The organism is Pseudomonas sp. KT_2_4 (assembly GCF_041410225.1).
GTDB lineage: Bacteria > Pseudomonadota > Gammaproteobacteria > Pseudomonadales > Pseudomonadaceae > Aquipseudomonas > Aquipseudomonas paracarnis.
Genome location: NZ_CP166962.1, coordinates 1,589,024 through 1,602,852 on the forward strand (window position 1 = coordinate 1,589,024; position 13,829 = coordinate 1,602,852).

The 13,829-nt window shown below is 63.0% G+C and carries 12 protein-coding genes; 7 read left to right on the forward strand and 5 right to left on the reverse strand.

The genetic code is table 11. From position 1 onward, the window contains the following. From AB9N64_RS07010 to AB9N64_RS07040, 7 genes are all read left to right on the forward strand, one after another. Positions 1-1,011, forward strand: coding sequence for a branched-chain amino acid ABC transporter permease (locus AB9N64_RS07010; protein WP_014719038.1), 1,011 nt, complete (start codon positions 1-3; stop codon positions 1,009-1,011). After that, a complete protein-coding gene (locus AB9N64_RS07015) occupies positions 1,008-1,757 on the forward strand; it encodes an ABC transporter ATP-binding protein (protein WP_014719039.1) in 750 nt (249 codons plus the stop codon). The genes AB9N64_RS07010 and AB9N64_RS07015 overlap by 4 nt, the downstream gene beginning before the upstream one ends. Further along, positions 1,757-2,452, forward strand: coding sequence for an ABC transporter ATP-binding protein (locus AB9N64_RS07020; RefSeq protein WP_003192343.1), 696 nt, complete (start codon positions 1,757-1,759; stop codon positions 2,450-2,452). The genes AB9N64_RS07015 and AB9N64_RS07020 overlap by 1 nt, the downstream gene beginning before the upstream one ends. 13 nt (positions 2,453-2,465) lie before the next feature. After that, positions 2,466-3,734, forward strand: a complete 1,269-nt coding sequence (locus tag AB9N64_RS07025; RefSeq protein ID WP_371360080.1) for a Zn-dependent hydrolase — start codon at positions 2,466-2,468, stop codon at positions 3,732-3,734. Next, positions 3,731-5,134 carry an amidase gene (locus tag AB9N64_RS07030; protein ID WP_371360081.1) on the forward strand — a complete coding sequence of 468 codons (1,404 nt, stop codon included), beginning with the start codon at positions 3,731-3,733 and terminating at the stop codon, positions 5,132-5,134. Before AB9N64_RS07025 ends, AB9N64_RS07030 begins: the two co-directional genes overlap by 4 nt. 747 nt (positions 5,135-5,881) lie before the next feature. Continuing rightward, positions 5,882-6,745: a LysR family transcriptional regulator gene (locus AB9N64_RS07035; RefSeq protein WP_014719042.1), complete on the forward strand. Its 864-nt coding sequence runs from the start codon at positions 5,882-5,884 to the stop codon at positions 6,743-6,745. 58 nt (positions 6,746-6,803) lie between these two features. After that, on the forward strand, positions 6,804-7,808 hold the full coding sequence (locus AB9N64_RS07040; RefSeq protein WP_014719043.1) for a LacI family DNA-binding transcriptional regulator: 1,005 nt from the start codon (positions 6,804-6,806) through the stop codon (positions 7,806-7,808). On the opposite strand, the gene AB9N64_RS07045 is transcribed toward AB9N64_RS07040, so the two are convergent. The 5 genes from AB9N64_RS07045 to AB9N64_RS07065 all read right to left on the reverse strand — a co-directional run bounded on the left by AB9N64_RS07045 (position 7,805) and on the right by AB9N64_RS07065 (position 13,775). Continuing rightward, complete coding sequence (locus AB9N64_RS07045) at positions 7,805-8,530, reverse strand: SDR family oxidoreductase (protein WP_371360082.1); 726 nt, start codon at positions 8,528-8,530, stop codon at positions 7,805-7,807. The genes AB9N64_RS07040 and AB9N64_RS07045 overlap by 4 nt on opposite strands. A gap of 139 nt (positions 8,531-8,669) precedes the next feature. Beyond that, positions 8,670-10,202 carry an FGGY-family carbohydrate kinase gene (locus AB9N64_RS07050; RefSeq protein WP_103451901.1) on the reverse strand — a complete coding sequence of 511 codons (1,533 nt, stop codon included), beginning with the start codon at positions 10,200-10,202 and terminating at the stop codon, positions 8,670-8,672. 1 nt (position 10,203) lies between these two features. Continuing rightward, complete coding sequence (locus tag AB9N64_RS07055) at positions 10,204-11,283, reverse strand: alcohol dehydrogenase catalytic domain-containing protein (protein WP_034128169.1); 1,080 nt, start codon at positions 11,281-11,283, stop codon at positions 10,204-10,206. A 25-nt stretch (positions 11,284-11,308) separates the two neighbouring features. Beyond that, positions 11,309-12,301, reverse strand: coding sequence for an ABC transporter permease (locus AB9N64_RS07060; protein ID WP_014719047.1), 993 nt, complete (start codon positions 12,299-12,301; stop codon positions 11,309-11,311). Next, positions 12,267-13,775: a sugar ABC transporter ATP-binding protein gene (locus AB9N64_RS07065; RefSeq protein WP_014719048.1), complete on the reverse strand. Its 1,509-nt coding sequence runs from the start codon at positions 13,773-13,775 to the stop codon at positions 12,267-12,269. Before AB9N64_RS07065 ends, AB9N64_RS07060 begins: the two co-directional genes overlap by 35 nt. Positions 13,776-13,829 lie beyond the last annotated feature (54 nt).

Here is a 13,829-nt window from a genome sequence, read left to right on the forward strand (position 1 = left end):
ATGAGCGAGAAAAACCCCCTGCCGTTTGCCAAGACCCAATCCAGAGCCATGTTGCTGTGGGTGTTGGCCGTGCTGATCGGCCTGCCGTTGGTGTTGCCCTCGGCGACCCTGGCCGCCGAGATCCTGATCTTTGCCATGGCCGCCCTGGCCTGCAACCTGCTGCTGGGCTATACCGGGCTGCTGTCCTTCGGCCAAGGCATCTTCTTTGGTGCCGGTGCTTATTGTGCGGCGCTGTTGATGATCCACCTGCAACTGGGCCTGTTCACCGCGTTGCTGGGCGCGGCGCTGGCCGGTGGCGTGCTGGCTTTGCTGGTGGGCGCCCTGGCGATTCGGCGCACGGGCATTTACTTCGTGATGCTCACGTTGGCGTTCAGCCAGATGGCCTACTTCGTCGCCTACACCCTGAGCGACTGGACCGGCGGCGACAACGGCCTGCTCAGCGTGCCACGCCCGGAAATTCGTGTGGGTGACACCGTGCTGCTGTCCCTGGCCGATGCCCGCGCCTTCTACGGTTTTGTCGCGGTGCTGTTCCTGCTGATTTTCATCGGCGCACGCCGGGTGATCGCCTCGCCGTTCGGCAGCACGCTGATGGCGATCCGCGAGAATGAAACCCGCGCCTCGGCCATCGGCTACGACACGCGTCACTTCAAGATCCTGGTGTTCGTGCTGTCCGGCGCGGTCACCGGGATTGCCGGGGCGCTGTACGCCATGCTGTTGCACTTTGTGCCGCTGTCGAATATCGACCTGGCGATGTCCGAGAACATCCTGATCATGACCATCGTCGGCGGCACCGGCTCGCTGTTCGGCTCACTGCTGGGCGCCGGTTCCATCGTGCTGCTGGGTGACTTTCTCTCCGATCTGTGGCCGCGCTGGCTGATGCTGCTGGGGGTGATCCTGATCCTGGTGGTGATCTTCATGCGCGGCGGTTTGTGGGGCGGCTTGGCGTCGCTGTTCGAAAAGCTGCGCGGCACGCGCAAACCCGCAGTCGTCGCCAAGGAGGACGGGCTATGAGTATCTTGCTGGAAACCCAGAACCTGGAGCTGGCCTACGGCGCGTTCCATGCGGTCAATGGCGTCAACCTCAAGGTCGAAGCCGGCACCATTCACACCATCATCGGCCCCAATGGCGCCGGCAAGACTAGCCTGTTTCATTGCCTGACGGGCGAACGCCAGGCCACCGCCGGAGCGATCCATTTCGACGGCAAGAACCTGATGCGCAAGCCCGCCCACGGCCGCGTCGGCCTGGGCATGGCGCGTTCGTTCCAGCTCACCAGCCTGTTCCAGAACCTCAGCGTGCGCGAAAACCTGCGCCTGGCCGCCCAGGGCCGCGATGGCTCGCGTGCCTTGAACTTCTGGCGTCGGGTGGACAGCCAGCGCGAACACCTGGAGATGGCCGACCAGGTGCTGGAGCGTCTGCAACTCACGGCCCGCGCCGACACCCTGGCCGGTGAGTTGTCCCACGGCCAGCAACGGGTGCTGGAGGTGGGCATGTCGATCTGCTCCAAACCCAAACTGTTGATGCTCGACGAGCCCACCTCGGGCATGGGCATCGACGATATCCCGATCATGACCCAACTGATCAGCGACCTTGGCCGCGACCATACGGTGCTGTTGATCGAACACAACATGAGCATCGTCATGTCCATCAGCCAACGCATCACGGTGATGAGCCATGGGCAGATTCTGGTGGAAGGCACGCCGGAGTTCGTGCGCGCCGATGAACGTGTGCGTACTGCCTATCTTGGGGAGGCTGCCTGATGCTGATCGTCGAGAATATCCATTCCTACTACGACAAGAGCCATGTGCTGGAGGGCGTGTCGCTGAGCGTCAATCCTGGCGAACTGGTGACCCTGCTGGGCCGTAACGGTGCCGGCAAGACCACCACCCTGCGTAGCATCCTCGGCATCATCTGCCCGCGCCAGGGCCAGATCCACTTCAACGGCCAGGCGTTGGTGGGGCAGAAGATTTTCGAAATTGCGCGCCAGGGCTTGGCGCTGGTGCCGGAAAACCGCGGGATTTTCCGCCTGCTGACGGTGGAAGAAAACCTGCGCATCGCCGCCCGCAAACACAGCCGCTGGCAACTGGAAGACGTGTACGCCATGTTCCCGCGCCTCAAGGAGCGGCGCAAAAACGCCGGCCATGCGTTGTCCGGCGGCGAACAGCAGATGCTCGCCATCGCCCGCGCCCTGCTGAACGACCCCAAGCTGCTGATCCTCGACGAACCCACTGAAGGCCTGGCCCCGGTGATCGTTGACGAGCTGGTGAAGATCCTGCGCAAGGTCAAGGACGAGGGCCTGCCGGTGTTGCTGGTGGAACAGAACCTGATGGTCTGCGACAAGCTCGCCGACCGCCATTACGTGCTCGAACAGGGCCGCGTGGTGTACGAAGGCAGCGCCGCTGACTTCCGCGCCGACCCGACGATCAAAAACCGTTACCTGGCCTTGAGTGCCTGAGTGGAGATTCCTGATGAATAGTCTTGCGCAACCGCTCCAGAGCAATGCCCCGCTGATCAACCGCGACCGCTTGTGGCAGTCGCTGATGGACCTGGCCCAACTCGGCGCCACGGCCAAGGGCGGCGTGTGTCGCCTGGCCCTCACCGACCTGGACCGCCAGGCCCGCGACCTGTTTGTGCAGTGGTGCGAGGCCGCCGGGTGCAGCATCAGTGTGGATGCCATCGGCAATATCTTCGCCCGCCGTCCTGGCCGCAACCCCGCCCTGCCCCCGGTCATGACCGGCAGCCATATCGACACCCAGCCCACCGGCGGCAAGTTCGACGGTTGCTACGGGGTAATGGCCGGGCTGGAAGTGATCCGCACGCTCAATGACTTGCAGATCGAAACCCAGGCGCCCATCGAAGTGGTGGTGTGGACCAACGAAGAAGGCTCGCGCTTCCCGCCGTGCATGATGGGCTCCGGGGTATTTGCCGGGAAGTTCGACCTGCAGGACACCCTCGACAAGCGCGACGACCAGGGCCTGTCGGTAGGCAGCGAATTGCAGCGCATCGGCTATGCCGGTTCGCGTGCGGTGCTGGGCCATCCGGTGGGCGCTTATTTCGAAGCGCATATCGAGCAAGGCCCGGTGCTGGAGGACCAGGCCATTACCCTGGGCGTGGTGATGGGCTGCCTGGGCCAGAAGTGGTTCGACCTGTCTCTCACCGGCGTAGAGGCGCATGCGGGCCCTACGCCCATGCACCTGCGCAAAGATGCCCTGGTGGGCGCTGCCGAGGTGGTCAGCGCGGTCAACCGTATCGCCCATCAGCATCAGCCTCACGCCTGCGGCACCGTCGGCTGCCTGAACCTGCACCCTGGCTCGCGCAACGTGATCCCCGGCCAGGTGCACATGACCATCGACCTGCGTCACCTGCACGCCGACAAGCTGCAAGCCATGGTCGATGAAGTGCGCGCAGTGATCGAAGACGCGGCCGCCCGCCACGGCTTGACGTTTGACCTGACGCCCACCGCCGACTTCCCGCCGCTGGACTTTCACCCGACCTGTGTCAATGCCGTGCGCGAGGCTGCCCAGGCATTGGGCTTGAGCCATATGGACATTGTCAGCGGTGCCGGGCATGACGCGATCTTCGTCGCTGAACTGGGCCCGGCCGGGATGATCTTTGTGCCGTGCGAAGGCGGCATCAGCCATAACGAAATCGAAAACGCCGCGCCGGATGACCTGGCGGCGGGTTGCGCGGTGTTGCTGCGCGCCATGGTCAAGGCGGCACAGGGGGATGTGGCATGAGTGAGATTGGCCAACTGACAGCGGTGCAACTGTTGCAGCACTTTCGCGACAAGACCTTGTCACCCGTGGAGGTCACCGAAGACGCGTTGCTGCGCATCGAGCGCTATAACCCGGTGGTGAATGCCTACTGCCATGTCGACCCGCAAGGCGCCTTGGACGCTGCGCGGGCGTCGGAACAACGCTGGCTCAAGGGCGAACCCTGCGGGGCGCTGGATGGCGTGCCGGCGTCGATCAAAGACCTAACGCTGACGGTCGGTATGCCCACGCGCAAAGGCTCGCGCACCTCCAGTGCCGAGGGCCCGTGGGACGTGGACGCGCCCTTCTCGGCCTTCATGCGCAAGGCCGGCGCGGTGCTGCTGGGCAAGACCACCACCCCGGAATTCGGCTGGAAAGGCGTCACCGATAACCCGCTGTATGGCATCACCCGCAACCCGTGGGACACGCGCACCACCGCCGGTGGTTCGTCCGGGGGCGCCGCTGCGGCGGCGGCATTGAACCTGGGCGTGCTGCACCAGGGCAGCGACGCCGGTGGCTCGATCCGCATTCCCTGTGCGTTTACCGGCACCTTCGGGATCAAGCCGACTTTCGGCTATGTACCGCAATGGCCGGCCAGTTCCATGACGATTCTGTCGCACCTGGGGCCGATGACGCGCACCGTGGAAGACAGCGTGCTGATGCTGCAAGCCGTGGCGCGACCGGATGCACGGGACGGCTTGATCGGTGCGCCGCGAACCACGCCCTGGCTCATTCCAGGAACGGACTTGAAAGGGTTGCGTGTCGCCTATAGCCCCACGTTCGGCTATGTGAAAGTCGACCCGCAAGTTGCCCAGGTAGTGGATCGGGCTGTGCAGGGCCTGGTGCAACTGGGCGCCCATGTCGAGCAGATCGACCCCGGTTTCAGCGACCCGCTGGAGGTGTTCAGCACCCTATGGGCTGCCGGCGCAGCACGCCTGACCGGCACGATGAGCGAGGCGCAAAGGCAACTGCTGGACCCAGGGCTGCTACGCATTGCACAACGGGGCGAGCGCTTGAGCCTGGATGATTTCAACGCAGCCCTGGAAGCCCGGGCGGCGCTGGTCGCACGGATGGCGGCTTTCCATGAGCATTACGATGTGCTGGTGTCACCGATGATGCCGATCACCGCGTTCGAAGCCGGGCACAACGTACCGCCGGGTTCGGGAATGACTGAGTGGATGGAATGGACGCCGTTCACCTACCCGTTCAACCTCACCCAGCAACCGGCGGCGTCAGTGCCCTGCGGGTTGGCGGCAAATGGCTTGCCAGTGGGCTTGCATGTGGTGGGCGCGCGGTTTGCCGATGAGCAGGTGTTGAGGGTGTGTCACGCGTATGCACAAGCATTCCCCATAGCGCACTTGCACACACCGAGAAGCCCGACCTGAAATACCCGCAACTGTGGGAGCTGGCTTGCCTGCGATAGCGCTGGTTCAGTCAGCACATTGGCCTCTGACACACCGCCGTCGCAGCTTCTACGCAATTTTGTAGGTTGTAGCAGCCAACGGTAACCACGATGCGAAGCGAGCCGCTCTTGATCTTGCTCTTGATCTGCTTTTGATCTTGATCTCAGGCGCCCCGTTAAACCACGCTGGCCGGAATTCGACAGTGATTTGGGGGGTAAACCGGCAGGGATGCCGGTTTAGCCGCCCCGCGCCATGGATGGCGCGTGGCGGCGGCCCCCCAAATCACTGGCGGATTACGGGCACACCGAGCCTAAGCGAGGTGCCGAGTGGTGGGGCAAGAGCGCTTTGCTTACTTTCGCGCTTTTCGAAAGTGAGCCGCCGTCAGGGCGGAACCCTAAGTGGCCGTTACCTAAATAACGGATATGTACGCGCTCTGATCCAACATCCCAGTTGACTGTCAGGCCGTCTTCGCAGGCAAGCCAGCTCCCACATAGAACTGCGGCGCGTCAGGTGGATAAGCGTCGCTGTCAGGCCGCCACGGGAGCAAGCTCCCTCGCCACAGATACAGCGTCGTACCAAAGTTATGTAGATACCTATGCTGCGATAGCGGTGTGTCAGAGGCCAATGGGCTAACTGAACCAGCGATTTCGCAGGCAAGCCAGCTCCCACATGGATCGCATTCCAATCCTGCATCGCTCTACAATGCCCCTATTCATCCCCGGGGGCTTCATGGACATCGAACTGGCACGCACCTTCCTCGAAATCACCCGCTGCGGCAGCCTGGCCGCAGCGGCCGAGAAACTGCACGTCACCCAGACCGCTATCACCGCTCGTGTCAAAAACCTTGAGAACCAGCTCGGCTGCACGCTGTTTGTACGCAACCGTGCCGGTGCGCGGCTGACCGCCGACGGCGAGGCCTTCGTGGTGTACGCCAACCAGTTGCTGCAGACCTGGGAAGCGGCGCGACGCGACCTGCCGTTGCCCGATGGCTATCGCAATGTGCTGCATATCGGCGGAGAGGTCAGCCTGTGCAACCCATTGATGCTCGGCTGGGCCAAGGCGCTGCGCGAGCACATTCCGGGGCACGCGCTGCGCACCGAGGTGCGTGAAGGCGAGTACCTGCTGCGCCAACTGGAGTTGGGTGTGCTCGACGCCGCCTTGGTGTTCCAGCCGCAATACTGGCCGGGCTTGCAGGTGGAGCAGGTGCTGGAAGAAAAACTGATCCTGGTGCAATTGGCGAGCAAACCCTCGCCTTACGTGTATATCGACTGGGGCCAGGGTTTTCGCCAGCAACACGACGCCGCCCTGCCCGACCGTGCGCGTGCCGCGCTGAGTTTCAACCTGGGGCCGCTGGCGTTGCAGTACATTCTGGAAAACGGCGGTGCCGGCTACTTCCGCACACGGGTGGTGCAAAGCTACCTGGACAGCGGCGTGATGCAGCGCGTGCCCAAGGCGCCGGAATTCAGCTTTCCGACCTACCTGGTGTATTCGCGGGCGCGAGATTCGGCGGTGTTGCAGCAAGCCCTGGAACTGCTACGCGCGGTGGTGAAGGCCGAAGGCGACTGGTCGCAACGCTGGGATCCGCTGATTTGAATCACTCTACATCTGCGCACATGCTAGCCTGCTGGTGTTTCCTCTCGCAGCCTTACCGATGAACAAGAAAAAGTCCGTCACCATTAGCGACATTGCCAAACGGGTCGGCATGACCACCATTACGGTGTCCCGGGCCCTGAGCAAACCCGACCTGGTCAAACCCGCCACCCTGGCGCGCATTCTTGAAGTGGCTCGCGAGCTCGACTACGTGCCCAACGCCTTCGCCCGTGGGCTCAAGCGCAGTGAAAGCCTGATCCTCGGGGTCATCACCGCATCGGTAGACAACCCGTTCTACAGCGAGATGATCAAGGCCATTTCCCGCGAGGCGAAAAAGCACGGCTACACCATCATGCTGGTGGACACCGATGAACTTGAAGAACTCGAAAGCAAGGCAGTCGATACCCTCCTGGGCTACCGCGTGGCGGGGATCATCCTGTCGCCGGTTTCCGACGAGCCAAGCTACCAGCCCGACTACCTGGAGCGCCTGGGCAACGGCAAGACCCCGGTGGTACTGCTCGATCGCACGATCCACGACAGCCCGTTCAGCCGTGTTGTGCTCGACAACTACCACAGCGGCCTGCAAGCCGCGCACTACCTGTTACGCCAAACCCCGAACCTCAAGCGCCTGCTGGTGCTGACCGGCCCCGAGCACTCGCGCATCAGCGTGGAGCGCCTCAAGGGCCTGCGCGAAGTGCTGGCCGAGCACCCCGACATTCAGGTCGAGGTGCAGGCGGGCGACTACACGCTGATGCCGGCTTATTTACATACTCTCGACTACCTGGCCGCACACTCGGCGCCGGATGCGATCATGGGCTTCAACCAGTTGATCACCCTGGGCGCCCTGCGCGCCTTGCGCATGCACAACATCGCCCATGACAGCCTGACCATCTGTGGCATCGACCGCCTGCCCTTCGCCGATATCTTCGGCGTGCCCATCGCTTGCGTAGCCCATGATGCATCCCTGGCCGGCAGCAGTGCCGTGCGCCTGCTACTTGACCGCCTGCAAGACCCGCACAAGCCACGGGACAAAGTGGTCATCGCCGGGCAGTTGGAAAACGGCTAGCGGCTGGTGTAGCCGCCGTCCACCGGCAGGCTGACGCCACTGATCATGCTCGCCGCGTCGCTAAGCAAAAACAGCACCGGTAGCGCCACTTCCGCCGGTTGCGCAAAACGCCCCAAAGGAATCGCTGCCAGCGCCGGGTCGCGCTTGGCCGTGTCGGACCAGGCCATGGCCGCCATCGGCGTCAAGGTCACGGTGGGGTTGACGCTGTTGACGCGTATGCCAAAACGGCCCCACTCGGCGCATTGCACGCGGGTGATCGCATCCAGTGCAGCCTTGGAGGCGCAGTAGCTCAGGTGATCGTCCAGCGCCACCAACGACGCCTGACTGGAGACGTTGACGATGCTGCCCGCCATGTTCGCTTCGATCATCTTTGCCGCGACCCGGCTGGCCACTTGCGCTGCGGCGCGGGCGTTGACGCTCATCACCTGGTCGAAGGCGCTGGCGCTGATGGCCGCGGCAGGCTCCAGGCGTGAGATACCGGCGCAGTTGACCAGACCGTGCAGAGGCGGCAAATCTTGCAGGGTTTTGTCGAGGGCGACGCTGTCAGCGATATCTACGCACAGGGTGTGGCACCCCAATGCAGCCAACGCCTGGGCATCGCGACCGAGAGCGAAGACTTCAGCGCCGCTGGCGATCAGTTGCTGGGCAATTTCGCGACCGATGCCGCTGCTGGCACCAGTGACGAGGATGCGCTGGTGCGAGAAGTCGAAGGTGGTAGTCATAAATAAAGATCTCAAAACCAATGAAGACCCACTGTGGGAGCTGGCTTGCCTGCGATAGCGGTGTATCAGCTCCCGATAAGGAGACTGACACTCCGCTATCGCAGGCAAGCCAGCTCCCACATTTTTGGACTGTGTTGAATCAGGTGGCTTGCAGGTTGTGCATGACCGGTTTCAGGGCCGGATACAGCTTCAGGTACTCGGCAAACGCCCGGTCATAGGTCATGACATTCTCCCGCTTGGGCTGCGCCCGCAATTGCAACTGCACCCAGCCGGTGTCCATCTGCCCATCACTCACCAGCCCCACCGTATGCGCCGCCAACAACGCCGCGCCCAGGGCTGCTTCTACCTCCTGCACGATGGTGTAGACGGGGTAGCGTGTGACATCGGCGATGATCTGCATCCATAGATCCGAATGGCTGGCCCCACCCACCACGATCAAGCGCGGGTCCAGGGAGTGCGCGCCTTGAGTACCCGCTTCGATATTGTGGCGCAGGGCAAAACTCACGCCCTCCAGCACCGCGCGGTACAGGTGAAAGCGACTGTGGTAGAGGTTGAGCCCGACAAAACTGCCGCTGGCGCGGTCATCCCACACCGGGCTGCGCTCGCCCATCAAGTAAGGCAAAAACACCACGCCTTCGCTGCCTGCCGGAATCTTCATCGCGCTCTGCTCCAGCAGCGCCAGGCTGTCTTGCCCCGTGGCCTGGGCCTGCTGTTCTTCGGCCTGGCAGAACTGCTCGCGAAACCAGCTGACCGAGGCCCCGGCGGTGATCGCACCGCCGAAGATGTACAGGTCGCGGTGGCCGTTGTAGACGTGGGGCATGCTCACCAAACCGTGACGTGCATCCACCTGCTGGTTCAGATAGCCCCAGCACATGCTGGTGCCGATCATCGCCACATGATTGCCTGGCTGAGTGACACCCGCCGCCAGGGTCGCCATGGCCGCGTCCACGCCCCCAGCGAGGATCGGCGTGCCCGCCTGCAAGCCCAGGCGGGCAGCCCAGTCTGCGCGCAAACCACCCACCACCTCGCCGGAATACAGCAACCGCTCGGGCATCATCGACTGCGCGATACCCAGCGCATCCAGCATCTCGCCTGACCAGTTGCGCGCCGCCACGTCGTAGACACCACCGATATTCCCGGCGCTGCTGTGGTCCACCGCCAACTCGCCGGTCAGGCACCAATTGATGTAGCTGTTGGGCGGCAACAGGTAACGGGTATCCGCCCACACCTGAGGCTGGTGCTGCTTGAGCCAGAGCATCTTGGTGAAGCCGTAGTAGCTGTCCACCGAGTTGCCGGTGATGGCGAACAAGCGCTCCAGGTCCACATGCTCACGCACCCAGGCCACCTGCTCGCCGGCGCGGCGGTCCATCCAGATCAGGCACGGGTACAGCGGCGTCATCTGCGCATCCACAGCAATGCCCGAACCACCGTACAAACTGCTGATGCACAGCGCCTTGACCAGCGGCGCCGGCACCCCGGCCTTGGCCATGCACTGGGCCACGCAAGTTTCGACAGCATCCAGCCACACCTGCGGCCACTGCTCGGCCCAGCGCACTTTCGGGGTGTCCACCCGGTAGCCGTGGCTATGCTGGGCGATGATCGTGCCTTGGGCATCCACCAGCAGCGCCTTGGTGCTCTGGGTGCCAATGTCTACACCGATGACGTAGTCCATCTCAGAGCACCGGCTTCAACAGCACCTTGATCGACTTGGTCGAATTGGCCAGTTCAAACGCCTCGGCCCAGTCGTCCAGCGGGAAATCATGGGTGACGATGCCTTGGGAGGTGACCAGGCCACGCTCGAACAGGTCGATGGCGATCGGGTAGCAATACGGGCCCAGGTGCGCGCCGCGCACGTCGAGCTCCTTGCGGTCGCCGATGATCGACCAGTCCACACTGGTCTCGGCGCCAAACACGCTGAACTCGACAAAGCGCCCGAGCTTGCGGATCAGGTCCAGGCCCTGGGTGACGCCGGCCGGTACGCCGGTGGTTTCGATATAGACGTCACAGCCGTAGTTGTCCGTCAGCCCGTTGATGATCTCGCGAGCGTTGTCACGGGCGGGGTTGATCACCACATCGGCGCCGAACTTTTTCGCCAGTTCCAGGCGCTCGTCGACCATGTCGATCACCACCAGTTTTTTCGGGGTCTTCAGCGCGGCGACCTGGACCATGCACAGGCCAAGGGTACCCGCGCCGGCAATCACCACCACGTCGTCGAGCTGGATATCGCCACGGTTGACGGTATGGATCGAGCAGGCCATCGGCTCCACCAGCGCCGAGTCTTCCAGGGACACCGACTCAGGGATCTTGTGCACGATGGCGGTCTTGGGAATGCGCATGTACTGGGCCATGCCGCCTTCGGCCACTTCGCGCTGGAAGCCGAAGATGTTGTGCACTTCGCACATCCAGTATTTGCCTGATTTGCAGAAGCGGCATTTGCCACACGGCACGATCTGTTCGGCGATGACCTTGTCACCGACCTTGACCTCAAAGTGCTCCTCGGCGCCCTCGCCGGCTTCGACCACGTAGCCGAAAAATTCGTGGCCCGGTACTACCGGCGCCTTGACCCAGGGGTTGTCGCCGCCCCAGAACATCGCCGCGCCCGAGTGGCACTTGCAGTCACTGGCGCAGATGCCGCAGGCGGCGATACGGATCACCAGCTCATTGGCACGCGCCTGGGGTTTGCCGATGCGCTCCAGGCGGTAGTCTTTCGGGCCGTGGCAGACGACGGCTTGCATGTGAGTGTGCTTGTCCATGTGTTCGGTCCTGTGTAGTGAAGTATTAACGATGGCGCTGACGGCTGATGAAAATCGCCAGCAAGATGATCCCGCCCTTGATCACGCTCTGGACGTAGGGCGACACGCCAAGCATGTTCAAACCGTTGTTCAACACGCCCAGCAGCATGGCGCCGAGCAAGGTGCCGATGATCACTCCGCGGCCGCCGGCAATCGACGCACCACCCAGTACCACGGCGGCAATCGCATCCAGCTCGAACGACACGCCGGCATTCGGCTGGCCGCTCATCAAGCGCGAGGTGAGCACCAGCCCGGCAATCGCGGCGGTGAAGCCGCTGATGCCATACACCAGCAGCTTGAAACGCGCCGCTCGCACCCCGGACAAGCGCACCGCTTCTTCATTGCCGCCGATGGCGTAGATGTAGCGGCCGATGCGGGTGTGTTGCAGCAGCACATAGGCCGCCAGGTAGGTGATCAGCATGATCAGGATCGGCACCTGCAGGCCAAACACACTGGCGCGACCGAAGAATGCGAACCACTCTGGCAAGCCGGAAATCGGATAGCCGTCGGTGTACATCAGCCCGAACCCACGGGCGATGCCCATGGTCGCCAGGGTGACGATGATCGGCGGCATATGCAGGTACGCCACGAACAGTCCGTTGCCGATGCCGAAGGCCACGCCCACTAGTAGCCCGACGCCAATCGCCAGGCCCGGCGGCAACCCGGCGACCATCAGCCCGGCGGTCAAGGTGCCGGACAACGCCATCACCGGCCCCACCGACAAGTCGATACCGCCGGTGAGAATCACGCAGGTCATGCCCACCGCGATGATGGCGTTGATCGACACCTGGCGGGCGATGTTGGAGAGGTTGCTGGCGGTGAGGAAAGTGTCACTGGCGAGGATCATCACCAGGGTCACCACCACCAGCCCGACAAAGGGATAAAACGCCGGCGAACGCAGCAGCCGCGCCAGGTTCAGGCGCAACCGGCCGGTGCCGGCGGTGTTAATGGACGTATTCACTTGAGCCCCCTGTTGCATGGCGCATGACCTCTTGAGGATTGACGGCGGACGCTTCCAGTACTTTGACGATGGCGCCCTTGTGGAACACGGCGACGCGGTCGCACATGCCGATGACTTCGGGCAGCTCGGAGGAAATCATGATGATCGCGTAGCCCTGTTCGGTGAGGCTGCGCATCAACGCGTAGATCTGCGCCTTGGCCCCCACATCGATGCCGCGTGTCGGTTCGTCGAACACCAGCACGTCGCAGTGGTGGTTGATCCAGCGGGCGATCACGACTTTTTGCTGGTTGCCGCCGCTGAGGTTCACCACAAGGCTTTCGCCACTGGGCGCCTTGATCGACAGCTGGCGCATCAGCGCTTCGACGCTGGCGCACTCGCGGGCCTTGTCGATCAGGCCCGAGGCGTGCTGATACTTGGGCAAATTGTTCAGGGAGATATTTTCGCGAATGCTGAAGGCGGTGATCAGCCCTTCGCTCTTGCGGCTTTCGGGGAGCAGGCCGATGCCGTGGGCCAGGGCTTGAGCCGGGTCATCGAGGCTGACTTTTTCCCCGCGCAGCCACACGTCTTTGCTCATCGTGGGCAGCGCGCCCATCATGCCCAGGGCCAGCTCGGTGCGGCCCGAGCCCACCAGGCCGGCGAAGCCCAGGATCTCGCCTTTGTGCAAATTGAAACGGTTGTGGGGGCCGTTGCGCACCAGCTGGATATCCTTGACCTCCAGCAGCAAGGGGCCGCGTTCGCTGCTGGGTTTGGGCGGGAAACTGCATTCCAGTCGGCGGCCGACCATCATCTCGACCAAGTGATCGATATCGCTGTCGGCCACTTCGGTAACGCCTGCATTGCTGCCGTCGCGCAGGACGCTGATGCGGTCGCAGACCTGGAAAATCTCTTCCAGATGGTGCGAGATAAAAATCACCGCCACGCCTTGGCGCTTGAGTTCGCGCATGATGTCGAACAGCAACTCGGCCTCACTGGGAGTCAGTGTCGCGGTCGGCTCATCGAGCACCAGCAGGCGTGCATCCAGGGCCAGGGCCTTGGCGATTTCGACAAACTGCTGCTCGGCCACGCTCAGGTGCTTGACCGCGCAGTGCAGGTCAATGCTGACCCCGAGGCGCTGGAACAACGCCTGCGCGGCCTCGGCCATTTCGCGTTTGCGCAACAGGCCGAAGCGGTTGCTCAGCTCATGGCCAAGGAAGATATTTTCTACCGCCGTGAGGTAGGGAATCAGGCTGAATTCCTGGAACACAATGCCAATCCCGGCGGCAATCGCATCCCGATAGGTCGCAAATTGTCGGGCCTGCCCATCGATAAGGATCTGCCCTTCGTCCTGGTGCTCGACCCCGCCCAGAATCTTCATCAGGGTGGATTTGCCCGCGCCATTTTCCCCGAGCAAGGCGTGGATTTCGCCGCGCTCCACTTGCAGGTTGATGGCCTTGAGGGCCTGCACCCCAGGGTAACGCTTACAGATGTTTTCCAGCTTCAGAAGACTGCTCATACCGCCGACCTCGCACTCAGAAGGAAGACCTGGGCCCCACGAACTACGCGGGGC

Coding starts and splice junctions, on each gene's coding strand:
- AB9N64_RS07010 (WP_014719038.1), top strand. CDS start 1: ATGAGCGAGAAAAACCCCCTGCCGTTTGCCAAGACCCAATCCAGAGCC.
- AB9N64_RS07050 (WP_103451901.1), bottom strand. CDS start 10,202: ATGGACTACGTCATCGGTGTAGACATTGGCACCCAGAGCACCAAGGCG.
- AB9N64_RS07030 (WP_371360081.1), top strand. CDS start 3,731: ATGAGTGAGATTGGCCAACTGACAGCGGTGCAACTGTTGCAGCACTTT.
- AB9N64_RS07015 (WP_014719039.1), top strand. CDS start 1,008: ATGAGTATCTTGCTGGAAACCCAGAACCTGGAGCTGGCCTACGGCGCG.
- AB9N64_RS07045 (WP_371360082.1), bottom strand. CDS start 8,530: ATGACTACCACCTTCGACTTCTCGCACCAGCGCATCCTCGTCACTGGT.
- AB9N64_RS07020 (WP_003192343.1), top strand. CDS start 1,757: ATGCTGATCGTCGAGAATATCCATTCCTACTACGACAAGAGCCATGTG.
- AB9N64_RS07065 (WP_014719048.1), bottom strand. CDS start 13,775: ATGAGCAGTCTTCTGAAGCTGGAAAACATCTGTAAGCGTTACCCTGGG.
- AB9N64_RS07040 (WP_014719043.1), top strand. CDS start 6,804: ATGAACAAGAAAAAGTCCGTCACCATTAGCGACATTGCCAAACGGGTC.
- AB9N64_RS07035 (WP_014719042.1), top strand. CDS start 5,882: ATGGACATCGAACTGGCACGCACCTTCCTCGAAATCACCCGCTGCGGC.
- AB9N64_RS07025 (WP_371360080.1), top strand. CDS start 2,466: ATGAATAGTCTTGCGCAACCGCTCCAGAGCAATGCCCCGCTGATCAAC.
- AB9N64_RS07060 (WP_014719047.1), bottom strand. CDS start 12,301: ATGCAACAGGGGGCTCAAGTGAATACGTCCATTAACACCGCCGGCACC.
- AB9N64_RS07055 (WP_034128169.1), bottom strand. CDS start 11,283: ATGGACAAGCACACTCACATGCAAGCCGTCGTCTGCCACGGCCCGAAA.